18 protein-coding genes are annotated in these 22,211 nt (G+C 59.6%); 6 read left to right on the top strand and 12 right to left on the bottom strand.

Annotation, left to right across the window (positions count from 1 at the left end):
* Window positions 1–6: 6 nt before the first annotated feature.
* The 5 genes from EP165_RS10635 to EP165_RS10615 form a co-directional block, all read right to left on the bottom strand.
* Entirely contained in the window at window positions 7–1,596 is a 1,590-nt protein-coding gene (locus EP165_RS10635; RefSeq protein WP_127522214.1) for an ABC transporter substrate-binding protein, read from the bottom strand.
* Window positions 1,597–1,672: 76 nt separating this feature from the next.
* On the bottom strand, window positions 1,673–2,641 hold the full coding sequence (locus EP165_RS10630) for an ABC transporter permease (protein WP_127522212.1): 969 nt from the start codon (window positions 2,639–2,641) through the stop codon (window positions 1,673–1,675).
* Between the two features lie 4 nt (window positions 2,642–2,645).
* Complete coding sequence (locus EP165_RS10625; protein ID WP_127522210.1) at window positions 2,646–3,623, bottom strand: ABC transporter permease; 978 nt, start codon at window positions 3,621–3,623, stop codon at window positions 2,646–2,648.
* A complete protein-coding gene (locus EP165_RS10620; RefSeq protein ID WP_127522208.1) occupies window positions 3,623–4,810 on the bottom strand; it encodes an aminotransferase class V-fold PLP-dependent enzyme in 1,188 nt (395 codons plus the stop codon). The genes EP165_RS10625 and EP165_RS10620 overlap by 1 nt, the downstream gene beginning before the upstream one ends.
* Window positions 4,810–5,790 carry a Gfo/Idh/MocA family protein gene (locus EP165_RS10615; protein ID WP_127522206.1) on the bottom strand — a complete coding sequence of 327 codons (981 nt, stop codon included), beginning with the start codon at window positions 5,788–5,790 and terminating at the stop codon, window positions 4,810–4,812. The genes EP165_RS10620 and EP165_RS10615 overlap by 1 nt, the downstream gene beginning before the upstream one ends.
* On the opposite strand from EP165_RS10615, the gene EP165_RS10610 reads away from it, so the two are divergent.
* The 4 genes from EP165_RS10610 to EP165_RS10595 all read left to right on the top strand — a co-directional run bounded on the left by EP165_RS10610 (window position 5,782) and on the right by EP165_RS10595 (window position 10,490).
* The gene (locus EP165_RS10610; RefSeq protein ID WP_127522204.1) at window positions 5,782–7,422 is read left to right on the top strand and encodes a GMC oxidoreductase; all 1,641 of its coding nucleotides are present in this window, start codon (window positions 5,782–5,784) and stop codon (window positions 7,420–7,422) included. The two genes, EP165_RS10615 and EP165_RS10610, sit on opposite strands and share 9 nt — an antisense overlap.
* A 41-nt stretch (window positions 7,423–7,463) precedes the next feature.
* Window positions 7,464–8,162, top strand: a complete 699-nt coding sequence (locus EP165_RS10605) for a fumarylacetoacetate hydrolase family protein (protein ID WP_127522202.1) — start codon at window positions 7,464–7,466, stop codon at window positions 8,160–8,162.
* A gap of 93 nt (window positions 8,163–8,255) precedes the next feature.
* On the top strand, window positions 8,256–9,209 hold the full coding sequence (locus EP165_RS10600) for a LysR family transcriptional regulator (RefSeq protein WP_164743004.1): 954 nt from the start codon (window positions 8,256–8,258) through the stop codon (window positions 9,207–9,209).
* Between the two features lie 90 nt (window positions 9,210–9,299).
* Window positions 9,300–10,490, top strand: a complete 1,191-nt coding sequence (locus tag EP165_RS10595; RefSeq protein WP_127522198.1) for an aminotransferase class V-fold PLP-dependent enzyme — start codon at window positions 9,300–9,302, stop codon at window positions 10,488–10,490.
* A gap of 11 nt (window positions 10,491–10,501) precedes the next feature.
* Here the strand turns inward: EP165_RS10595 and EP165_RS10590 are convergent, their stop codons facing one another.
* The 3 genes from EP165_RS10590 to cuyA form a co-directional block, all read right to left on the bottom strand.
* Window positions 10,502–11,551: a succinylglutamate desuccinylase/aspartoacylase family protein gene (locus EP165_RS10590; protein ID WP_127522196.1), complete on the bottom strand. Its 1,050-nt coding sequence runs from the start codon at window positions 11,549–11,551 to the stop codon at window positions 10,502–10,504.
* 23 nt (window positions 11,552–11,574) lie between these two features.
* Window positions 11,575–12,612: an ABC transporter substrate-binding protein gene (locus EP165_RS10585; protein WP_164743003.1), complete on the bottom strand. Its 1,038-nt coding sequence runs from the start codon at window positions 12,610–12,612 to the stop codon at window positions 11,575–11,577.
* A gap of 120 nt (window positions 12,613–12,732) precedes the next feature.
* The gene (gene cuyA / locus EP165_RS10580; protein WP_245440099.1) at window positions 12,733–13,755 is read right to left on the bottom strand and encodes a D-cysteate sulfo-lyase; all 1,023 of its coding nucleotides are present in this window, start codon (window positions 13,753–13,755) and stop codon (window positions 12,733–12,735) included.
* 238 nt (window positions 13,756–13,993) lie between these two features.
* Here cuyA and EP165_RS10575 point away from each other — a divergent pair, with 238 nt between their 5' ends.
* Both EP165_RS10575 and EP165_RS10570 read left to right on the top strand, forming a co-directional pair.
* Entirely contained in the window at window positions 13,994–15,862 is a 1,869-nt protein-coding gene (locus tag EP165_RS10575) for an ABC transporter permease subunit (RefSeq protein ID WP_164743002.1), read from the top strand.
* Window positions 15,859–16,923, top strand: coding sequence for an ABC transporter ATP-binding protein (locus EP165_RS10570; protein ID WP_127522190.1), 1,065 nt, complete (start codon window positions 15,859–15,861; stop codon window positions 16,921–16,923). Before EP165_RS10575 ends, EP165_RS10570 begins: the two co-directional genes overlap by 4 nt.
* Before the next feature lie 90 nt (window positions 16,924–17,013).
* Here the strand turns inward: EP165_RS10570 and EP165_RS10565 are convergent, their stop codons facing one another.
* The 4 genes from EP165_RS10565 to EP165_RS10550 form a co-directional block, all read right to left on the bottom strand.
* The gene (locus EP165_RS10565) at window positions 17,014–17,739 is read right to left on the bottom strand and encodes a histidine phosphatase family protein (protein ID WP_245440098.1); all 726 of its coding nucleotides are present in this window, start codon (window positions 17,737–17,739) and stop codon (window positions 17,014–17,016) included.
* Window positions 17,732–18,850: an ABC transporter ATP-binding protein gene (locus EP165_RS10560; protein ID WP_127522188.1), complete on the bottom strand. Its 1,119-nt coding sequence runs from the start codon at window positions 18,848–18,850 to the stop codon at window positions 17,732–17,734. The genes EP165_RS10565 and EP165_RS10560 overlap by 8 nt, the downstream gene beginning before the upstream one ends.
* 1 nt (window position 18,851) lies before the next feature.
* Window positions 18,852–20,579, bottom strand: coding sequence for an ABC transporter permease (locus tag EP165_RS10555; protein ID WP_127522185.1), 1,728 nt, complete (start codon window positions 20,577–20,579; stop codon window positions 18,852–18,854).
* A 106-nt stretch (window positions 20,580–20,685) separates the two neighbouring features.
* On the bottom strand, window positions 20,686–22,041 hold the full coding sequence (locus EP165_RS10550) for an ABC transporter substrate-binding protein (RefSeq protein ID WP_127522183.1): 1,356 nt from the start codon (window positions 22,039–22,041) through the stop codon (window positions 20,686–20,688).
* Window positions 22,042–22,211 lie beyond the last annotated feature (170 nt).

Genomic DNA, 22,211 nt, shown 5'->3' with positions numbered 1-22,211 from the left:
TCTTGCTCAGTCTTTCTTGACCCAGCGGATCTCAAGCCAGTTGTCCGGCCGCACGGGCGCTTCCACGCTGGTCTGCATAGCGTAGACCAGGACCTGGTGATGGACCGGGACGTAGGCCATGTCGTCCTTGATCATTTTGTACATCGCCGCCATCTGCTGGTTGCGTGCCTCTGGGTCCATCTCCACCGCAGCTGCTTGGATCGCTTCATCGAGCTGGCTGTTGGAGTACAGGGCGTAGTTGTAGATGCCCTGGCCGCTGTCGTCGTTGCGCGTCGCAAGCAGCGTTTCCAGCGCATACATCCCGTCGAAATATGGGGAGTTGAAGCCCATCAGAAACATCGACGTGTCGCGCTCCCAAAGCATCGGGAAATACTTGGCCCGAGGCATGAGATTGAGGCTCACGTCCAACCCGATTTGGGTAAGCATGGAGGTTACGGCTTTGCAGATTTGTTCGTCGTTGATGTAGCGGTTGTTGGGACAATCAAGACGGATTGCGAAGCCATCCGGGTAGCCGGCCTCGGCGAGCAGTGCCTTAGCATTTTCCGGATCATACCCCGCACGTACGTCGAGCGCGGCATCGTAACCGGCATTACCCGGCGCAAGAATCTGACCGGTAGGTGTCGCCAGACCGCGCATCACGGTCTTTGCAATAGCCTCGGCATTGATGGCATGATCTATCGCCTGGCGTACACGGATATCCTTGAAGGGGTTCTTGCCGCCGGCGTCCCCATGTCTCAAAGCCTCACTGCTTTGATCAAAGCCGAAGAAGATTGTGCGGAACTCGTCGGTCTTCTCGATTTTGATGTCCGGGTTCGCCTCGAGCCGTCCGACATCCTGGCTCGGCACATCGATCACGAGGTCGATTTCGTTCGATACCAGTGCCGCGATACGGGTCGGATCGCTGGAGATCGGCGTGAAGACGATCTCGTCGATATCTCCGGCCATTTCGCCCCAGTAGTCGGCGTGCCGAATGAAGACGGTCTTGCTATCCGGTTCGCGGCTCTGAAGCTTGTACGGGCCTGTCCCATTCGCGTTCAGAACCGAATAGGTTTCCTGCGCATCACGCAGGTTCTGCGGCTCCTGAACATTGTGCTCTTCGGCCCAGTCCCGATCCATGATGAAAATGTAGGCGAGCTTGTCGAGAAGGAGCGGATCGGGTGCTTTGGTGACGACCTCGACAGTATGGTCGTCGACGACACGTACGTCTTCGATGGTAGACACGAAGTTCGAAAACTGCGACGTCGGCTGCTGGGAGCGTTTAATCGAGAACGCCACGTCGTCCGCGCCAAATGCCGAACCATTGTGGAAGGTAACGCCTTCACGCAGCTTGAAACGCCATTCGGTAGGGCTCAGATTCTCCCAGCTCTCGGCGAGCGCCGGAACTTTCTTCAGTTCGCGGTCGCGCGTGATGAGCGCGTCATAGACCATGGAAACGACCGATATCGTGGTCGAGATATTCTGCGCCTGTGGATCCATGGTGCCGGCATCGGCCTGAGCTGCAATGCGCAGGGTCTCGGCAGATGCGGCGACACTCGCACCCGCGATCATGGCCGCTGCAGCCATAGCGGTTATGCTGTTCTTCGCATTCAGTTTCATTTGAATTCCTCCTAGTTGCGGAAAGTGCCGTTGGCCGACATCTTGCTATTGCTCAGCTCGAAGTTGTCGCCGAGCTTCATTTCAGCCTCGGATTCAGCGCATCGCGCAGGAAATCACCGAGCAGATTGATAGACAGAACGAGGATCAGCAGTGCGGCGCCGGGCATGATCGCGATCCACCATTCGCCCGAAAGCAGGTAGCTGTTACCGATACGGATGAGCGTGCCCAGAGACGGTTCCGTCGGGGGGATGCCAAGCCCGACAAAGGAGAGCGTTGCCTCCAGGATGACAGCGATCGCCAGGTGAATCGTCCCGATGACCAGCACCGAAGTCATCACATTCGGCATGATGTGGCTGAAGAGGATAGTGCTCGTCCGGACGCCGATGAGCCGTGCCGCTGCGACGTAGTCCTGCCTGCGCTCGACCATCGTGGCGCCGCGGACGGCTCGCGCGTACTGTACCCAGCCGGAGAGTCCGATTGCGACGATAAGGACGAAAGCGGCAATCTCCTCATGCGCGCTGGCACCAAAGGCAGCACGCGAAATTCCATCGATCATGACCGCGATCAAAATTGCCGGGAAGGTAAGCTGGATGTCCGCGACCCGCATGAGAATGGAGTCGGTAATTCCTCCGACATATCCCGCGATCAGGCCGACGCTGACGCCAATGCAAATGGCAAGAGCAACGCCTCCCAATCCGACGAAAAGCGAGATACGGAGTCCGTAGATGATCGCCGAAATCATGTCGCGCCCCTGATCGTCCGTTCCAAGGGGATACCGGAGATCACCGCCCGACAGCCAAGCCGGTGGAAGGAACGCGTCTTCCAGACGTAGCGCCGCGAGGTCGAAAACCGGATAAGGCGCGACAACGTCGGGAAAAGCAGCAGCAAGCGCGAACAGCAGCATAAGAAGCGATGCGACGATTGCCGACGGGCTTCGGGAAAACTCGTAAAGCAGGTCGTTTTTGTAGACCGATGCCCGGAGTTGCGCCCACACACCAGAGCTCGGTTTGTTCGGGTTCGGAGAGGCGTTGTCAGCTTCAGACATGTCGTCACCCCTTCCCGGAAGAAATGCTGATGCGCGGATCGATTGCGAAATACAGAAGGTCGACGATCAGGTTTATGAAGACAAAAAGCGCTGCGATAACAATAAGATATGCAGCCATCATCGAAACGTCGGCCGCTGCGACCGATTGCAGGAACAGAAGGCCGAGCCCAGGCCACTGAAAGACGGCTTCGGTGATCACGGCAAACGCAATGACAGATCCGAGCTGAACGCCGACAACGGTCACGACCGGAATGAGTGTATTGCGCAGCGCGTGACGGAAGTTCACGGATCGCTCCGACAAGCCCCGCGCGCGCGCGAAGCGGATGTAGTCCGACCTCATGACTTCCAGCATTTCCGCCCTGACGAGGCGCATGATCATTGCGATCTGAAAGACGGCGATCGTAAGCGCCGGCATAAGCAATGCCCGCAATCCGTCCAGTGTGAGCAATCCGGTCTTCCAGCCGGCAATGTCGACCGTAGTGCCGCGCCCGTAAGACGGCAGCCACATGAGGTTCACGCTGAATACCCAGATCAGCAAAACACCCATAAAGAAGGACGGAAGCGAGATGCCAAACAGCGACGCACCCATTATGATGCGGCTCGACAGGCGGTTCTTGTAGATCGCCGCGTAGACGCCGGCGGGTATGCCGACCACGACGGCAATAAGCATGCCGGACACGGCCAATTCGAAAGTGGCGGGGAAACGCTCCGCCAGCACCGCGCCCACCGGCCTGCCCAATCGGTAGCTTATGCCGAAATCACCGCTCAGAATGTTGCCGACGTAAGACGCGAACTGAACTATTATTGGACGATCCAGGCCCAACTCGGCACGCAAAGCCGCGCGCTGCGCAGGCGTCGAATCCGCGCCGAGGATCGCCACCAGCGGATCACCGAGATAGGTGAACATCGAAAACGCGATTGCGATCACAATGAACATGACGATAGTAATCTGAAGCAGGCGATTAAGCAGGAAGCCGACCATTACGAGCGCTCCCGCCAGCCTGCGGTCTTGACCGCATCACGAATGGCGCCTGCAACAGACGAGAAATCAGAGTCCTGATTGTAGGCGTAGGCACACAGACGCACCCAAAGTGCGCCCGAAATGGGGGCCACGATCGCGTCGATCCGATGGTCCGACCATAGTGCTTCGCGCAGCTTTGCCGCAGCTTCGTGATCGGCCTTGATCCCTGCCGGAATGCGAACCGTCGTCATGGCACCGAAACAGCTCTCTGGCGCACCCATTTCAGTTCCCAGTTCGCCAGCTACGGCGCGGCCGCCGGCGATGGCCAATTGCCTGTTGCGCGCACGCATGGCCCGCCCGCCCAACCGGCCATGAGCCTCTATGGCAAATGGCACGCTTAGCCAGGCGGAAGCGTCACGCGTGCCGATCTTCGCAAATTCATCGACCAGACCCTTTCCGTAGGCGTGGGATATGATCGAAGGGTGGATTTCAGTCTCGTTGGCCGGCCCGACAGCGATGAACGCCGCTCCCTTCGGCGCGCCCATCCACTTATGACAATTGCCGACATACCAGTCGGCACCAACCCTGCCGATATCGGGCTCGATCATGCCGGGCGCATGGGAGCCATCAACGAGGACCTGAATACCTTTCGATTGGCACAGACGAACTATTTCATCGACAGGGAAAACAATACCCGATGGTGAGGCAATGTGGTCGACAACCACGAGCCTCGTGCGCGAATTGCACTCGCGAAGAATACGCTCGACCATCGAACCCGGATCGGCCAAAGGCATCGCAACCGGGACTTCCACAAACTCCGCGCCGACGCGGTCCACCACATATCGGAGAATGTTGCGAACCGCGTTGTAGACGTGATCAGTTGTGACGATTCGGTCGCCCGGTTGGAAGTTCAATGAGCGCAGTATTGCGTTGACGCCGCTGGTGGCGTTTTCCACCATGACAGTCTTTACCGGGTCGGCTCCGACTTCCGGCGCCAACACCTCCACCGCCTGCCGAATCAAACCGGGCAGGTCCTTCATGAAGAACCGTGCTGGCTGAGCTTCCATCCGCTCGACCCAGCCGCGCTGATAGTCCAGAACATCGCGCAGCGTCGCACCATAGGCGCCGTGGTTGAGATAGATCATGTCGCTGCGAAGGTGGAACATCGGCTTGAGCGAATGCCCATAAGGAAACGCCGGCGCGTTCATCAGATGTCGACCCGCTCGCCACGTTCGACCGAGAGGCCTACGGCTTCGAACGCCGCCACGCCGTTCAGTATGTCGTCACGGGATATGGTAGCGCTAGACTCACCCCGGATCGCAGCTCCAAACGCCTCCAGTTGCGTGCGCCTGGTATCGACCGGATCGTAATCGCGTACCTCACGTTTGCCGGACTGATCAGTCAGCGCAAGACAGCTCTCGCCCCTGAGCTCAGCGGTGCCGTTGGTGCCGAAAACCTGCAGGCGAAACGTCGGCGCAGTAGCCATCAGTGTCGTAAGGGACGCGCCCGCTCCGTCCTCGAGCTTAAATGTGGCCCAGGTAGTGTCGTCCATCTGAATGTCGAGAGCTTGGCGCCACGATTCCGCATAGACGGACCGGACCGGCGCACAGAGGTGGATGATGAGGTCAATCATATGGATGCCCGCACCGGCTAAACCACCCGCCGGGCTTTCACCGCCGCGCACACGCCAATGATCGTCCTCATACGCGGAAGCGACATTGCCTGAGAAATTAGTCTCGACGTACAGGATACGCCCCAGCCGACCCTCGTCGAGCATTCCTTTGAGGTCCACCGCCGACGGAAGAAACCGGCGGTTGTGGCCCACGGCAACCACAAGATCAGGCGACGCCTCGGCAAGCGCACGCTCGGCCGAGGCCCTGGTCAAGGTAAACGGCTTTTCCACAAAGACCGGCTTTCCGGCCCGCGCGCATGCGATGATCTGCTCCTCATGCGTGGAATGCGGGGTAGCGAGAACGACACCGTCTATCTCGCTATCAAAGAGCACGGCATCCAGATCCGCGGATACTTTGAGCGAAAGACGATCGGCATCTGCGCGAACCCGCTCGGCATTACGTGACACAACGTTGGTAAACTGGACCGTTTGGCTCTTGCCCTGAACGGCTTCCACCAACTGCGCGCCCCAGCGACCCATGCCCATGATAGCCAGATTGGTGATGGATTGCGTCACGTTTCGATCTCTTGCCTAAACTTCATCTTGTTATACAATCATACATATATTGGCTTGGCAATTGCCAATTTGAGGGAGGCGACGATGGAAACGGAGGCGTTGGTCATCGGCGCGGGCCCAGTCGGCGCGGCCGCCGCCTGGCGTCTCGCAACACACGGCATTGGCGTTACCTGCGTCGAGCAGGGCGAATGGTTTCCAACCGATTGCCCGCCGCCGGATTCTCCGCGCTATTCTGAACTGATGCACGACAAACTGCATACAAACCCCAATGTCAGGTCAGGGCCCGCTGACATTGCAATCGACGATGAGGACAGTGCGATTAAGCCCGCGTTCGGCAACAATGTCGGCGGCAGCTCGCTGTACTGGGCCGCACACGCACCGAGGTTTCGGCCGGACGATTTCACGGTCCACGATACAGACAGCGTCGCCGAGAACTGGCCGCTTCGTTATGCGGACCTAATGCCGTATTACAGCCTCAATGAAGCGATGACTGGAGTTGCCTATGTTGCGGGCGACCCGACAATTCCCGCACGAATGCCATCCGCGCAGCGGTATCCATCGACATGCGAGGCGACCACATGGATCGCCGGCGCTCTGAAGTCCAAAAACTGGCATGCCTGGCCAACCGATATCGTCGCTGGCAGGCCGACAAAACACTGCGTGCATGAGGGGCCGTGCAATATCGGCTGCGCGACCAGGCGCGCCTCCGGTGCCGACAGAAACTACCTGCCCGCAGCGATGAGCAGAGGCGCAAGGTTGCTCACCGGGACCCGGATCGTCGCGCTTGAGCACGGTGAGGACGGTCGCATCACTGCGGCCGTTGCGGAGTGCGACGGCGGCCGCTTCGCCATCAGGGCGCAGAAATACATTCTGGCTGCAAACGGCCTGCACACCCCGCATCTTCTGCTGCTCTCAAGCTCGGGCAGGTTTCCTAACGGGCTTGCAAACGGGACCGGACTCGTTGGCCGCCGGCTGATGCTGCATCCATACGCCTGGGTAGATGCGGTGTTCGCCGCGCCATTTGCCCGTCCGGGACCTGGGCAGAACGGCGGTATTATTTCGCTTCAGTTCAGAAGTAGCCAAAGCGCCGGAGAGCATGTCAGGGGCTCACGACTTCAGTTTTCCGCCCAGCCCTCATCGCGCTTGGCAGTCGAGACACTCGCCGCCTCGGCTTCACTGACGCAGGAGAATGCAGCCAACCACATAGTCGGCTTCAGCATTTGCGCCGAGGATCTGCCAGAGCAACGCAATCGTATCACCTTGTCAGACCGGATCACCGATTCTGCCGGCAGGCCAGTACCGCGCATGGTCTATGACGTTTCGGAGAACTCACGGGCAATCCTGGACAAGACGATGGATCGAGTCGCGGCACTCTTTAGCGATGTGGGTGCCGTGTCGACTTTCCGGACGCCGCTCAAGGAACAGGCGGGGTTTCATGTTATGGGAACTGCGGTAATGGGGTGTGATCCGCAAACCTCGGTGACTGACGAATGGGGACGCTGTCACCAAGTGGAGAATCTATTCATCGCTGATGCCAGCGTGTTTGTGACCTCCAGCACGATGAATCCGACCGCAACCGCTCAAGCGCTTGCACTGCGCCAGGCCGACCGAATCTGCCTGAACCGGAAGTAGGACCACAAGCGAATGCCGACTTGCAGACGAAAGGAACTGGAATGAACCTGGTATTTGCCGCTCCCGCCACACCGACCATAGCTGTGGTCGACAGCAACGACAGATTTCCCGTAAGGCGCATCTTCTGTGTCGGAAGGAACTATGCCGCGCATGCGCGCGAAATGGGCCAGGACCCGGAACGAGAGGCACCGTTTTTTTTCAGCAAGCCGGCTGACGCAGTCGTGCAGGGCGATCATCGCGTCCCCTACCCGCCGCTAACACAGAATCTCCATTACGAGGCGGAACTCGTGGTGGCGATCGGGCTTGGCGGCCGCGAAATCCCTAGCGTCGATGCACTCTCTTATGTCTGGGGATATGCGATCGGCAACGATCTGACACGTCGCGACCTTCAGCTCGCCGCGCGCGAGAAGGGCCGTCCCTGGGACTTCGGCAAGGCGTTCGACAATTCGGCCGTAATCGGCCCAGTGCACCCATTCGAACGCGTCGGGCATATCTCCCGTGGTGTCATCGAGCTCACCGTCAATGGCAAACAGAAACAGAAAGCCGACCTGTCCGACATGATCTGGCCGGTTCCAGACATCATCTCGATTCTGTCCAGATCGATCGCGCTGCAACCCGGAGACATGATCATGACCGGGACACCGGAAGGTGTGGGCCCGCTTGAAATCGGCGATGTCTGTATGGTTGCCATTGACGGACTCGGGTCAATCTCGACGGAAATCGGCCCGAAAGCCGCCTAGAGGTGCCACCTTCCGAAGACAGCCAATCCTGCATGGAAGGTAAGATGGACGATCCGCCCGGGTGCGATTATGGTCACCCTGTGGAGCACCATCATGAAACTCAGGCAGCTTCGTTATCTCGTTGAAATCACCAAGCAGCAGAGTTTTGGGCGCGCCGCTCTACAATTGCGCGTAGCCCAGCCGGCGCTCAGCTATCAGATAAGAAATTTGGAAGACGAGCTCGGCGTGCAGCTATTTATCAGGCATGCGGGCGGCGTTGTGCCGACGGACGCAGGTAAGTCCCTCTACCACGACGCAATTGACATTCTGGCACGCGTTGAGCAGGCGAAAGCCAATGTCCTCAAGACCCAGCATGTGGTTCAGGGCCACGTATCGGTAGGCATGATTCCTTCGGCATGTCTCGCCTTTGGCCAGGAGATCGTCGACATGCTGGCCGCAGAATTGCCCGGGGTCACGATCAACATTGCGGAGGGATTCTCCTCGCATATCGAAGAATGGCTGGTGTCAGGCGAGGTAGATCTCGCAGTGTTTTATCCGTCCGCGTCCACGTCGGTTTACGAAGTCCAGCCCCTCATCGAACAAACCTTGGTGCTGGCAGGCGCCTTCAACGACGACAAACTGCCCGAGACAATTTCGGATTTCGAAACACTGATGAAATTTCCGCTTGTTTCAAGCACACGCCGGAACAAGGTTCGCAAACTGCTCGATGCCGCGGCATCGAAACATGACATCTCACTGCCGATCGCGATCGAGCTGGACTCGCTGCCGGCAATCAAGGATCTGGTTATTCGCGGCGGACGTTACGCCATCCTCGAGCCGCTGGCGATATACCGCGAGGTGCAGTCGAAGCTCATCAAACCGTGTCGGCTCGTGAATATGGGCATGTCGCGGACGCTTTATCTGGGCTGGGCGACGTCAGGTCCGCTCGACAAAAGCACGCGGGAGGTGGCGCGTCGTCTGGAACGGCTCATCCCGCGCAGTTGTGCGGCCAACCCGATGTTCACCGATATCGGTGAGATCGATATCTCGGTCGCCACCGCGATATAGATTTCTTATCTCGACTGACAGTAACGCGGGGCTTCGCATCCATCGCGCGACAGCTAACACTCCGCTTTTTGGACGGAGGAAACGATCACAATGGATCGTGAGAAAATTCGCAGCATTCGTGCAGAAACGCCCGGTTGCAGAAATGTCATTCACTTCAACAACGCCGGCGCCGCGCTGATGGCCAGGCCGGTGATCGAAGCGGTCGAAGCCTATCAGCGCGATGAGATCATGCTCGGCGGCTACGAAGCTGCGGCCAAGAACTCGGACGCGCTCCTCAGGCCGAAACACGCCGCCGCCGAACTGGTCAATTGCGCGCCGGAGGACATCGCCATCGTGGAAAACGCGACGCGCGCATGGCAACACGCATTCTACGCGATTGCGCAGACCATGCGGCCAGGAGACCGCATCCTTACGGCGAACGCGGAATATGCGAGCAACTACATAGCCTTTCTTCAGATCGCCCAGACCCATTCGGTCGGAATCGATGTGGTGCCGAACACGCAAACCGGCGAACTGGATACGGAAAAACTCGGGCAGATGGTCGATGAGCGCACCAAACTCATCGCAGTCACCCATGTCCCCACAAACGGCGGGCTGGTGAATCCGGCAGTGGAGATTGGCAAGATAGCAACACAGGCGCAGGTGCCCTACCTGCTCGATGCATGCCAGTCGGTCGGGCAGCTCGAAATCGATGTCGAGGAAATTCAGTGCGATTTTCTTTCCACGACCGGCCGGAAATGGCTCCGGGCACCGCGCGGAACCGGCTTTCTCTATGCGCGCCCGTCCGCGATCGAAAAGTTCCTCCCTGCCATATTGGACGATCACGGCGCGCATTGGGTCTCGGACAACGGCTATGCCCTGTTGAGCGGTGCTTCGCGCTTCGAGACTTTTGAAAACAACCTTGCCGCAAAAGCAGGCCTCGGCGCGGCGTTGGACTACGCCTTATCTCTGGGCATGTCAGAAATCTCGACCCGCGTGGAGCAGCTTGCGACCGATTTTCGGCAGGCGCTCGCTGCCATTCCCGGCGTTCGCCTTCACGATATCGGCGCACGAAAATGCGGCATCGTCACCTTTACGCTAGACGGCGTGCCGGCAGACGACATCCGAGCCCACATGTCCGCCCGGAACATCAATGCGTGGGTTTCGCGCACAAAGAGCACACGGTTGGATATGGTTGGCCGGGGCCTCGAGGCGATAATCCGCGCTTCGGTGCATTACTACAATGATCACGACGAGATAGAGCGGTTCTGCGCGGAACTCGCGACAATCAAGCCCGGCTGACGCCGGGCTTGCTAGGCCCCTGTTACACTGTGCACGAAGCTCATGATCCGCTCTCCGCGATTGACCAGCGGGTGGCTGATCTTGAACAGCGTAATGCCGGAGATCGGCGCCTCGATCATTTGCACGACGCAACCATGGCGGTCGCGGATATCGGCCACGATCTGTCCCTTCTCCACGTGCTCGCCAATCTCGACCCTGGTTCTCAGGAAGCCGCTCGCAGGGGCTTCCACACCGGCGCGATCGCGCACTTCGACCAGCTGCCGTTTTTTCGGAGCTGGAGCCGCGCCGGTCATTTCCAGCGCATTCAGAATCCTTAGTACGCCGTCGTAGTGAATAGCCACACAGTCCTCGTCGAGGAGACCATTGGCACCCGCCTCGCTCATCACCGCCGGCTTGCCCAGCCGACCCCTTCCGGTGCAGGCGCGGCCGCCCGCCTCCATAAGTTTCGGACGCAGCGGTTCCATGTAGGCAACGTCGAAACACTCCGCCAAACTGCGGTTTCTGGCGTTTAGCGCTTCGTCCGCCGTTTCCTGAAACATCACGAATGACGCGATGTCCTCGCGAAGGTCGCCGCCATGGAGGTCAATCAGAAGATCCGCGTCACCCACCCAGTGGTTGAGCAGCGCATCGGCGAGTTGCTCGCTGAAGCTGCCTTGCAGGTCACCGGGAAACTGCCAGTTGATGTTCTTGCCGTCGACCGGGCAGTAGTACTCGGTGCGCGCGCTCAGTGCCGGCATGTTCACGAACGGAACGATCGAAACTTGGCCATGGGTCAGCAGCCCCGGCAGCGCATCGGCGAGGCGGAAGGCGGCCTCGATTCCGCAGACTTCGTTGACGTGCATACCGGCCATCACACAGACGCGTGGCCCTGGCAGTGGCGCGATGACCTCAAGCACCGGCCAGTTGTGTCCGGACAATGCCGGATGGGGGAACTGCAGGCTGCCTTTGCGCACCACGCATTGAACACTATCGGTGGCTGCGGCTGCTTCGGAAACGAGATTCACGGCGTTTGTCTGCTTGAAATCGTGGGGAGAGGAAAAGAGGCAGGCGGCCTTGGGCAACCGCCTGCCTTCAATTGCCGAGGCTAGTTGGAGAGCAGCTTGGTGCAGCGTTCCACGGCGCGTTCCCAGTTGGTCCGCCCCTGCTCGTCCGCCTGTGCCCACCAGGAGTAATCCTGAACCAGAACCTTGTCCTTGTGCTCGGGATTGCCCGGCAGCCACTTGGCCAGCTCGGCATCGACATATTCGAATGTCTTGGCGTTGGTGGGGCCACCTGTCTGGATGCGCGCGTACTCCGCCTGGCGGTCCGGACGCGAGAAGAACGCCATGAACTTCATCACATTGTCGTAGTTGGGTGAGTCCTTCATGACGACCATGTAGTCGTACATCTGGACCGACTGGTTCCAGGTGAAATTGACCGGAGCACCGTCCTTGATGGCGCGGTAGATGCGGCCATTGTAGGCCGTCGTCGCATCGAATTCGCCGGCTACGAGACCCTGAGCCTGCTGGCTACCGGACGTCCACCATTTGCTGACGTCCTTTTTCAGGCTTTCCAGCTTGGCAAACGCGCGGTCCATGTCGATCGGGTAGATCTCGTCGAATGGAACACCGTCAGCCATGAGCGCGATCTCAAGATCCGCACCGTCGACGATCTTGTCGCAGGCGGCAAAACCGCGGGGACCAGAGAACTTCGACTGATCGAAGAATTCAGCCCAGTTAGCAGGGGCGGTTTTGTATGCATCCGTGTTCCACGCCATGACCATGGAGTAGACGACGCGACCCACGCCGTGGTCCCTGCGCCAGACTTCCGGGATGTTCTCGATGACTTCGGGATCGAAATATTTGTAGTCGATTTCGCCGAGGATGCCGTCGCGCACCCACGCCTCAAGCATACCGCCGGAAAGCGAGGTCAGATCGGCATACGGCTGGCCTGCCTTCGTCGAAGCCATCAGCTTCGCATGGTCCTCCGGAACGATCACGACTTCGATGCCTGTTTCGGCGGTGAAGGGTTCGAAGAATGCTCTCTTGAGCGCGTCTTCCCAGCTTCCTCCAAGCGTGGGGAACACGATCTCGCCCTCTCCCTTGAGCGAAGGGGCCTCAGCCAGTGCCGGAGCGGAAGCCATTCCCGCACTTATCGCGATCGCAGCTGCGGCACACAAATAGCGCCTCGCTGGTCCTGACGTCAGTCGACTTGTCATCAAAAATACCTCCCTTGGTTGGTTCATGGTGCGCCAACGCGGACGTTAGCGATTGAAATCGAAGCTCTGCGTGTATGCGAAAAGCGCCGGTGTGCCGCCCGTGTGCAGGTAGACGACGTTCTCACCTGCCTTGAAGTGTCCTCTGCGGATCAGCGCGATGAGGCCGGCCATGCTCTTGCCCGTATAGACGGGGTCGAGGAGGATGCCCTCCAGCCGGGCGACAAGCTCGATTGCCTCGATCGTCTCTTTGGCCGGGACACCGTAGGCAGGACCGATGAAATCGCTATCGGCCACAATCGTTTCCGGCGGGATTTCCCCGTCGATACCCGCAAATGCCATCAGGTCGGCACACAGGCCCTTCATTTTTTCTTCCTGCACGGCCTTCGGCTTGCTCGAACTCACGCCGTAGACATTGACCGAGCTTTGCAGGCTGTGAAGACCGACAAGCAGGCCCACCTGCGTCGTAGTACCGCCGGTCGTATGCACTAAGTGGTCGATTTCCAGATTGATGTCGCGGGCCTGACCCAGCAGTTCGTGCGCACAGCGCACATACCCCATCGCGCCCAGCGGTGTATTGCCTCCGCCGGGAATGATGTAAGGCTTTCGGCCTTTCCTGCGCAGCGCCTCGGCATGCTCCTGCAGCGCCAGATCCATGTCGGTGTCGCCCGGGACATAATGCAGATGCGCGCCGAAGAGATTGTCGAGGAAGACGTTGCCGGATTCCTTTTCGAACTGGAAATCCGGCATTGTGTCCTCGACGCGCCGCCCGAGAATACCGTGGCATTCGATGCCGAATCTCGCCGCTGCAGCCGATGTCTGACGCACATGGTTGGACTGCACGTCGCCCTGCGTGACAATCACATCGGCTTCCGCCTTCAGAACGTCGGCAAAGATGTATTCAAGCTTGCGCGACTTGTTGCCGCCACCGGCCAATCCGGTGCAGTCGTCGCGTTTGACGAAGATATTCGGCCCGCCCAAATGTTTGGTGAGGCGCGGGAGCGGCTCCAGCGGCGTCGGGATATGACAGAATTCAAGCCGCGGCCGATCTATCTTCGCTAAACTCATCATTGGCAGGTCCTTCATTTCCGCACCGCGCCTGTCGGTCCGGCATCCGTTCAATTCGCATCCATTTGACAACCGCCTTCCGGAGGCCGCTGTCCGTTTCACACACTGTGGAAGTGGCTCTGCATTTTGGCTAATCGCGAATTTGTCCCTGCCGCGATCCAGTTTTGTTATTGGCACCGCTCGATCACGCGTGCCTATGGTCCGCGCGAATGGCAGGAGGAAGACGGGTGGAGAAGCGCTGGTGAGCGAGCTGACGGCTAATCATATGGGTGGCGACGGCCAATCCGACCGGGCTTCGAACGCCAGGTTCGAGTACCTGGCAGGCAGGGTGGCACGCGCGGTGCCGTGGTTGCTCATTGTTGTCCTGTTCGGCGGCTTCTTCGCTTATCCGCTCTTCGACGTGCTGTGGACGAGTATCGGCGGAACGGATTTCGATTTCTCCGGTTTTCAGCGCATGCTGGACGCCGAAAACGGACCATATGTCGATGTCTTCCTGAGGACGATCGCGATCGCTTTCTGGACCATGGTTTCCAGCGTTGTGATCGGATACCCCGTCGCATATGTCATGTCGCGCGCAAAGCCTGGAACCGTCGCGCTCATCGCGACGATGCTCGCAATCCCGCTGTTCACGGCAATTCTGATCCGCACCTATGCCTGGATCATCATTTTCGGGCGCCAGGGGCTGATCAACACGGTGCTCGACTGGCTCGGCATCGTCGATCAGCCGCTTCGCCTTCTCTATACCAGCTTCGCCGTCTACGCAGGCATGGTGAACGTGCTGATGCCGGTCGCGGTCTTCACCATGTTTGCCACGATGGTGCAGATCGACCGTCGCCTGACACAAGCGGCATCCGTGCTGGGCGCCGACCCGGTGAAAGCATTTACGCGGGTCTATTTTCCGCTCAGCGTGCCCGGCATCATCGCCGCCGCGGTATTGGTCTTCATTCTGTCGATCGGCTTCTACATCACCCCCGCACTTCTGGGTGGGCCCTCGGACACGATGATCACCCAGCTTATCGTCACGCAGACAAGCATTCTGCTCAATCCACAGTTCGGGGCGGTTCTCGCAACCTCGCTGCTGATCGTGACGATTTTCCTTCTGCTTGTGGCCGGTCTGATCACGCCGCTCGAGACGATCTGGGCGGTCAAGCTGGACGATGCGGAAAGCCGTGGCGCAAACGGTAGCGGCCTGAGGCGCCGCGCGAGCGCAGCGCTTGCAGCATTGCGCAAGCGCATCCTTCCGTGGCCCCGCCTTCTGTTCGAGGTCGCCGTAAGGCCTTTCGCCCGGTGGCGCCACGTGACCTTGCGCACATTTCTGGTGCTGGTGATGATCTTTCTCATCGCACCTCTGCCGATTGTGATCCTGGTCTCGTTCAGCTCGTCCTCCTACCTCGTGTTCCCGCCGCCCGGATTCTCGCTTCAGTGGTACGAGAAATTCCTGACGAGTTCGGTGTGGCAGAATGCGGTAGTGATGAGCGTCCTGATCGGCGTGGCGACGAGCATTCTGTCGATCATCGCCGGTGTGGCGGGCGCGATGCTCATCGTACGCTACAAGCTGGTCGCCAAGCGGGCACTGTTCTTTTTCATGATCGGGCCGCTGATGACGCCCCACATCATTCTCGCCATCGCGTTTTACGGCCACTTTCTGGCACTCGGCCTGATGGGCACCCTTACCGGTATCGTGATAGCCCATACCGTGATGGCCGCGCCCTATGCGATTATCGTTCTGACAACGGCAATGCGGGGCCTCGACATCAACCTTGAGCTTGCCGCTGCATCGCTTGGCGCCAAGCGACGGACTGTGTTGCGCCGGATCACGTTGCCACTCCTGTGGCCGGCAATCACAACCTCGGCGCTGCTCGCCTTCCTCGTTTCGTTCGACGAACTCATCGTCACGCTTTTCCTGCTGGGCCGTCTGCCGCGCACGCTGCCGCTGCAATTCTGGGCCGATATCACCATCGCCATCGACCCGGTTATCAGCGCTGCCTCAAGCATGATCATCACCGGCGTCATTGCGGTCCTGATGCTTGGGTTCTGGCTCAAGCTCAGGCGCGAAAAACGAAGCGGTACTGCACAAGAAGACACCAGCCTGGATGGAGTTACGACATGACTACCGCTCTGACCCTGAAATCCCTGAAGAAGAACTACGGAAGCGTCAGTGCGGTGGACGGCATCGATCTGAGCGTCAAGGCGGGCGAATTCTTCACCCTGCTTGGTCCTTCCGGCTGCGGAAAATCGACACTGCTGCGCCTTATTGCGGGCTTCGAAATGGCCTCAGGCGGCGAAATTCTTTTCGACGCCGATTCCATGACCAATGTGCCGGCATTCAAGCGAAACGTTGGCATGGTCTTTCAGAACTACGCACTGTTTCCGCACATGACGATCGCGGAGAATGTCGGCTTCCCGCTCGAAGTGCGCAACACGCCTGCGCAGCTGATCGCCGAGAAGGTGCGCCGGGCAATGGAGATCGTGCAGCTCGTCGGCTACGAAACCCGCTACCCATCCGAGCTTTCGGGGGGACAGCAGCAGCGCGTGGCACTGGCCCGGGCAATCGTTTTCGAACCGCGGCTTCTGCTTATGGACGAGCCGCTTGGCGCGCTCGACCGCAATCTGCGCGACCACATGAAAAGCGAAATTAAGCGCATTCAGCGTACGCTTGGCGTGACGGTGATCTATGTTACCCACGATCAGGACGAGGCGCTGGCGATGTCCGACCGCGTTGCCGTCATGCGCGGGGGACGGTTCGTGCAGGTCGCCGATCCGGTTACCCTGTACCGCAACCCGACCGCATCCTTCGTTGCCAAGTTCGTCGGCGATTCCAACCTGCTGGATGGCGAGGTTGCAGAGGCCGGGAACAGAGTGCGCCTTCGTTCGGGCATGTGGCTCGATGCCGACGCAAAGGGAGTGCCTGCCGGCACACCCGTTCATGTGCTTCTGCGCCCCGAAAAGCTTCGCATCTCGACCGAGAGCGCTTCAAAAGCCAATAGCCTGACCGGCACGGTTGCCGAGGCAACCTTCCTGGGCGAATCCACCGCCTATGCCGTGGAAACGGATGGGGCCAGGATACTGGTGCGATACCAGGACCGCGACGCACCTAGTTTCGCGGTCGGCCAGGAGGTCATAGTCGGCTGGGAACCAAAGGACGCACTGGTGATCTCCAAAGCGCACTGACACTGCTCACGCGCCCGACGGACGCCAGCCAGACCCTCGCCATCAACCGGGATAAAGTGAACCGCTGTTGGGGCATGCCTTTGGACCGCGCTATATCTCCACGGAGTATCCAGCACCTTCGACACCGCATGTTCTGAGAAGTGCGGCGGTCGGAACGATCTCCTTTTCACCGGCCGGTTGAAGCAGAAATGCCGTGGTCTGCGGTTCGCGATAGGCATCGATCACTGCCCGCGATGCGTCCGTATAGAGGGCGCGGAGAGCCCTGAAGCAGCCGCTATGCGTCACGACGACATGCGCCTGCCGTTGGTCGAGGCGATCAAGCCAGGCTTTGATCCGCGCGAAGAGCTCATCCTTGCTCTCGCCGCCATGCACCCGATACCCCCATGGATCGGCGGCGTATGCATCGAACTCTCCCGGCTTCTCTGCCTTCACCTCGTTCAGAGTGCTTCCCTCCCACGCTCCATAAGCACGCTCGGCGATCTCGGGAGCCTCGACGAAACGCTCGAATTCGATGCCCCAGCAATCCGCGAGAATAGAGGCCGTCTGCCGTGCACGCCCGAGCGGACTTACCCAGAAGCGTGGATTGGGGGACAGGGAACGAAGATGTGCCTCAGCAGCCGTAGCAACGGCAAGACACTGCCGCGTACCGTTAAGCGTCAAGGGCGCGTCCATGCGCCCTTGAAGCCGGCGGTGCCGGTTCCACTGCGTTTCTCCGTGGCGAATGAGCAGGATTTGCGGGTACCTGCCAGTCGCGGAAAGCTCTTCCGATGCGCCATCGGCATGGCCAGGGCCGGCAGCGAGCATGCCGTCAGCCACCGATCAGAACTCCTTCCTGATGGCGCACTTTCAGGCTGACCTGCTCGCCCGCTTTTCGCCGTCCATGACCCCTTGTGTGAACCTCGTCGACAAGTAGCGTCTGGCCAGCAACGTCGATGGCGTAGCGGATCATCCCGCCGAGAAATTCGGCCGACATAACCGTTCCCTTGAGGCCGTTTTCGCTGCTTCCGCCGAACGAAATGCTCTGAGGTCTGAGCACGAGCTTGCCGGCGCCCGGGCTGGCATTTTCCGCGCATGGCAGGGCAATGCCCGAATGCAGGACGAAAACACTGCCGCCAGCCTCTTTCCTGACGCTGCCTTCCAGAACGTTGGCCGTGCCGAGGAAACTGGCCACAAAGGCGTTCGCCGGTGTGTCATAAACATCATCCGGCCGCCCGACCTGCTGAACCACGCCGTCGGCCATGACCGCGATGCGATCACAGATCGTGTTGGCTTCCTCCTGATCGTGGGTCACGAAGATGGTGGTGATGCCAAGCCGCCTTTGCAGCTTCAGGAGATCCTGCCGCATCTGCACGCGCAGATTTGCATCCAGATTGGAGAGCGGTTCATCGAGCAGCAGCACGCGCGGCTCCACCACGATGGTGCGGGCGAGCGCCACACGCTGCTGCTGACCGCCGGAGAGCTGCGAGGGATAGCGTTCGGCATATTGGCTCATGCCGACCATTTCCAGCGCCGCCTTGACGCGCCTTTCCGTCTCAGCCTTCGGCACACGGCGTTCATCGAGGCCGAATGCAACATTGCGCGCAACGCTCATATGCGGCCACAGCGCATAGCTCTGGAATACCATGCCCACATTGCGCTTCCAGGGCGCCATGCCGACCACGTCCTGTCCACCGAGCAGGATCTGGCCTTTCGGCGTGGGGCCGAAGCCGGCAATGGCGCGAAGGAGCGTGGACTTTCCCGACCCCGAGGGGCCGAGGAAGGCGAAGAACTCGCCGGGCTCGATCTTCAGATCGATGCCCTTGAGCACCTCGGTCGCGCCGAAAGAGAGGGACACATTGCGAATGTCAATTTCGACGGGCTCCACGGCGCCGGGTTTTACGTCTTGCGGTGACTCGTGAGTGGTTACGGATTTCACGGGCATGTTCATCTCAATGTCCTCCCCCCTGATTGGCGGTCGTCGCCTGATTGTGGCGTGCGTTTTCGACCAGGCGGTGGGACAGATATGTCGCAAGCCCGACGATAATCACCGCCATGATGCCAAGCGCAGCACCGGGACCGCGGCCTGCCGCCGACTGCATGAAAAGATAAAGCCCGTAGGCAAGCGGCGCGTCTTTCTCGCTGGCCACCAGCATGATCGTGGCCGAAAGCTCCACCGCCGCGGTGGCGAAGCTGGTCACGAAACCGGCCACCAGACCGCTCACCATGAGCGGCACGACGACGCGCCGGACCGTACGCAGCTTGGAAGCGCCCAGATTTTCAGCAGCTTCCTCCAGTGCCGGCGATATCTGTTGAAGCGCGGCAGTGCAGGAGCGCAGCGCATAGGGCAGACGTCGCACGGCGAGCGCGATGACGATGATGCCCCACCAGGTGGCCAGAGGCTGTCCGGTGACAGGCATTTCGACGCCGTAGAAGACGCGCAGATAGCCAATGCCGAGCACCACGCCGGGAACGGCAAGCGCGGAGACGGCCATATAGTCCAGCCATTTGCGCCCGATGATGTTGGTGCGCAGCACCAGATAGGCGATGGCCGTGCCGATGATGATATCGATCAGCCCGGCGAGCCCGGCATAAAGAAGCGTGTTCTGGATGAAGCCCCAGGCGGAGGTGAGCGCCGTCTCGTAATGTTCCACCGTAAAACCGTCGGGCAGGACTCCGAAAGACCAGACCGTGCCGAAGGAAAGAAGCAGAAGGCCCAGATGCGGTGCCAGAACCAGCGCCAGGATCATCAGGACTACGATGTAGCAAAGCACCGCTTCGCGCCGTGTCAGGTCTCGGCGGGACAGGCCTCCACCGCCCTTCTGCGTGGTCGAATAATCCTTGCCGCGCATGCCGAGGAAGGACACCCACATGGCGAAGATCGAGAACACGATCAGGATGCAGGAGATCACATAGCCCATCGGATCGGAGATGCCGACCGAGGAAATGCGGAGATAGGCCTGCGGCGCCAGCATGGTGTTGACGTTGAGGAGCAGCGGCGTGCCCAGATCATCGAACACCTTGACGAAGACCAGCGAGGCACCGGCGATATAACCGGGCATGGCCAACGGAAACACGATGCGCCGGAACATGCGCACGCCGCTGGAGCCAAGCATCTGCGCCGCCTCTTCCATGGAGCGGTCGATGTTGCGCAGGCTGGCCGAAAGGTTGATCAGGATGAACGGGAAATAGTGCAGGCTTTGCACGAAGATTACGCCGTTCAGCCCCTTCATGAAGGGGATCGTGATGCCGAAATAGTCGCGCAGGATGAGGTTCACGCTGCCATTGGCGCCAAACAGAAGCTGCATTGCCACCGCGCCGATGAAGGGCGGCATGATGAGCGGCACGAAGGCCAGCGTCTGAATGATGACGGAACCGGAGAAGTTGAAGCGCGTCGTGAAATAGGCAAGCGGCAGAGCGATGGCCGAGGCAATGACCACCGACATACCCGCCACATAGACGGAATTGTAGAAAGACTGGCGAAACAGCGTGCTGGCAAAAAAGTCCTGAAAATTCACCAGTGTGAAACCGCCAGTGGCCGGGTCCTGAAACGCGACCTGAATGACTTTCAACACCGGCACGACGAGAAACGCGCCGAGAAACAGAACGACAAGGCCAGCCGCCAGATAGGGCCCGACAGACATGTTGAGTGCCGGCCGCCGAAGGGCTGCAGTGGTCATGGAAATGCTCCGTTTGGAACCGGAAGTCTCGAAAGGCAGGCCCGCCGCGAACCGGCTTTGTGGCGGGATGCTCAGGAAGAGCATCCCGCGGCGGGCCGCTCCTGTCTTAGAGCAGCGACTTGGCCTGTTCGGCCAACTCGGTCGCCTTGCGGTAGTTCTCGACCACCATGGCGTCCCATTGCTGTTCGACCTCGGCCTGGCGGCCTTCGACCTTCGTGTCGGCGTCCTTGCGTCTCACCGTAAAGATCGCGTTGAAATCCGGGTCCAGGGCTTCTTCGGCATTGACGGGGAGCGCATTGATAAGGGCCCTGGCCTCCTCGATCAGCTTCGCGGCCTCGGCATTGCCGGAACCGGAACCGGCAAGGGCAGTCTCCGCCGCATGCACCGCGGCCGTGGCGTTCCGAAGATCGTCGAGCCGGTAGGTGATGATCACGTCGAACAGCGCGTTGACTACGTTGTAGCGCTGTTCAGACATGTCGCTGTCGAACTGGACCTTGGTCTGAATCGACCCATCGAACGGATTGGGCAGGCCCTCCGGAGCGTCCGCGTAGGCGCTCTTGTTCACCGGAAGACGCATGATCTTCGGATCGAAGAGCAAGGCCTGACCCTTTTCCGAAAGCAGGAAGTCGATGAACTTCTGGGCCGGCCCCTCATTGGGTGCGTTTGCCACGACGCCGATATTGGCGGGAACAAGCGCTGTCACGCTGGGATAATGGAACTCGACCGGAAAGCCCGAAGCCTTGGAAGAGAAGCCGAAGAAGTCGATCACGATCCCGACGCCGAAAGAGCCGCTGTTGACGCCATCAGGTACGCCGAAGCTGCGCTCGGTGATGGTCTTGGCGTTGCCAGAGATGGCCTTGAGCGTTTCCCAGCCTTCGTCCCAACCCTCACCCTGCAGGATTGTCTCGACTGTCAGATGGGTCGTTCCCGAGCGGGAGGGAGAGGAGATGCCAACATGGCCGTGATAGACGGCGTCCTCCAGATCGTCCCACTCCTTGGGAGCCGGCAGATTGTAGGCCTCCATGTAGCGGGTGTTCCACATAAAGCCGTAACCCGAGAGGGCAAAGCCCAGATACTGCCCGTCCGGATCGTTGATCGGATAGCCATTGAGATCGGCAGGAATACCCTCGACCTCTTTGGAATAGCTGCCCAGAAGCCCCTCACCCTTCAGTACCTCGAAGGCATCAGGGGCAGAGGCCCAGAAAATATCCGACTGGTTGTTCTGCGCCGTTTCGATGAGATATTTCACGCCCGATGACGTGCTCTTGTTGACCACCTCGACGGCAATCGAGGGATTCTCCTTCATGAAGGCGGTCTTGAAGACATCCGTCAGATCTGACGGAAAGGATGTCACGACGACAAGCTTGTCGTCTGCGGCATGAAGCGGCGAGGCCGTCATGAGGGCGGCAAAGGCAACCCCCAGCCCCAGCATACGAAGCGGCTTGCGTTTGATATCAGACATAAAATTCCTCCCAGAAAATTATCGCGATCATGTGCATCGCATCTGGAGAGGAGCAACCGGCATGCCAGTTCGGGGCGGTTTGCAGATTTCTATATAACTAATTGAAATTGCTAGATGAAATAACACAGTAGCCAGTCTAAATGTGGGTCAATTTTGACCCACAACGGCCA

The organism is Mesorhizobium sp. Z1-4 (genome assembly GCF_004000235.1).
In the GTDB taxonomy this organism is placed as follows: Bacteria; Pseudomonadota; Alphaproteobacteria; order Rhizobiales; family Rhizobiaceae; genus RCIO01.
This window is presented reverse-complemented; position numbering and strand designations above follow the sequence as displayed.

Excerpts from the sequence above, each read along its gene's own strand:
- EP165_RS10635 (WP_127522214.1), bottom strand. The coding sequence starts at position 1,596 with ATGAAACTGAATGCGAAGAACAGCATAACCGCTATGGCTGCAGCGGCC.
- EP165_RS10630 (WP_127522212.1), bottom strand. The coding sequence starts at position 2,641 with ATGTCTGAAGCTGACAACGCCTCTCCGAACCCGAACAAACCGAGCTCT.
- EP165_RS10625 (WP_127522210.1), bottom strand. The coding sequence starts at position 3,623 with ATGGTCGGCTTCCTGCTTAATCGCCTGCTTCAGATTACTATCGTCATG.
- EP165_RS10620 (WP_127522208.1), bottom strand. The coding sequence starts at position 4,810 with ATGAACGCGCCGGCGTTTCCTTATGGGCATTCGCTCAAGCCGATGTTC.
- EP165_RS10605 (WP_127522202.1), top strand. The coding sequence starts at position 7,464 with ATGAACCTGGTATTTGCCGCTCCCGCCACACCGACCATAGCTGTGGTC.
- EP165_RS10600 (WP_164743004.1), top strand. The coding sequence starts at position 8,256 with ATGAAACTCAGGCAGCTTCGTTATCTCGTTGAAATCACCAAGCAGCAG.
- EP165_RS10595 (WP_127522198.1), top strand. The coding sequence starts at position 9,300 with ATGGATCGTGAGAAAATTCGCAGCATTCGTGCAGAAACGCCCGGTTGC.
- EP165_RS10585 (WP_164743003.1), bottom strand. The coding sequence starts at position 12,612 with ATGGCTTCCGCTCCGGCACTGGCTGAGGCCCCTTCGCTCAAGGGAGAG.
- cuyA (WP_245440099.1), bottom strand. The coding sequence starts at position 13,755 with ATGATGAGTTTAGCGAAGATAGATCGGCCGCGGCTTGAATTCTGTCAT.
- EP165_RS10570 (WP_127522190.1), top strand. The coding sequence starts at position 15,859 with ATGACTACCGCTCTGACCCTGAAATCCCTGAAGAAGAACTACGGAAGC.
- EP165_RS10560 (WP_127522188.1), bottom strand. The coding sequence starts at position 18,850 with ATGAACATGCCCGTGAAATCCGTAACCACTCACGAGTCACCGCAAGAC.
- EP165_RS10555 (WP_127522185.1), bottom strand. The coding sequence starts at position 20,579 with ATGACCACTGCAGCCCTTCGGCGGCCGGCACTCAACATGTCTGTCGGG.
- EP165_RS10550 (WP_127522183.1), bottom strand. The coding sequence starts at position 22,041 with ATGTCTGATATCAAACGCAAGCCGCTTCGTATGCTGGGGCTGGGGGTT.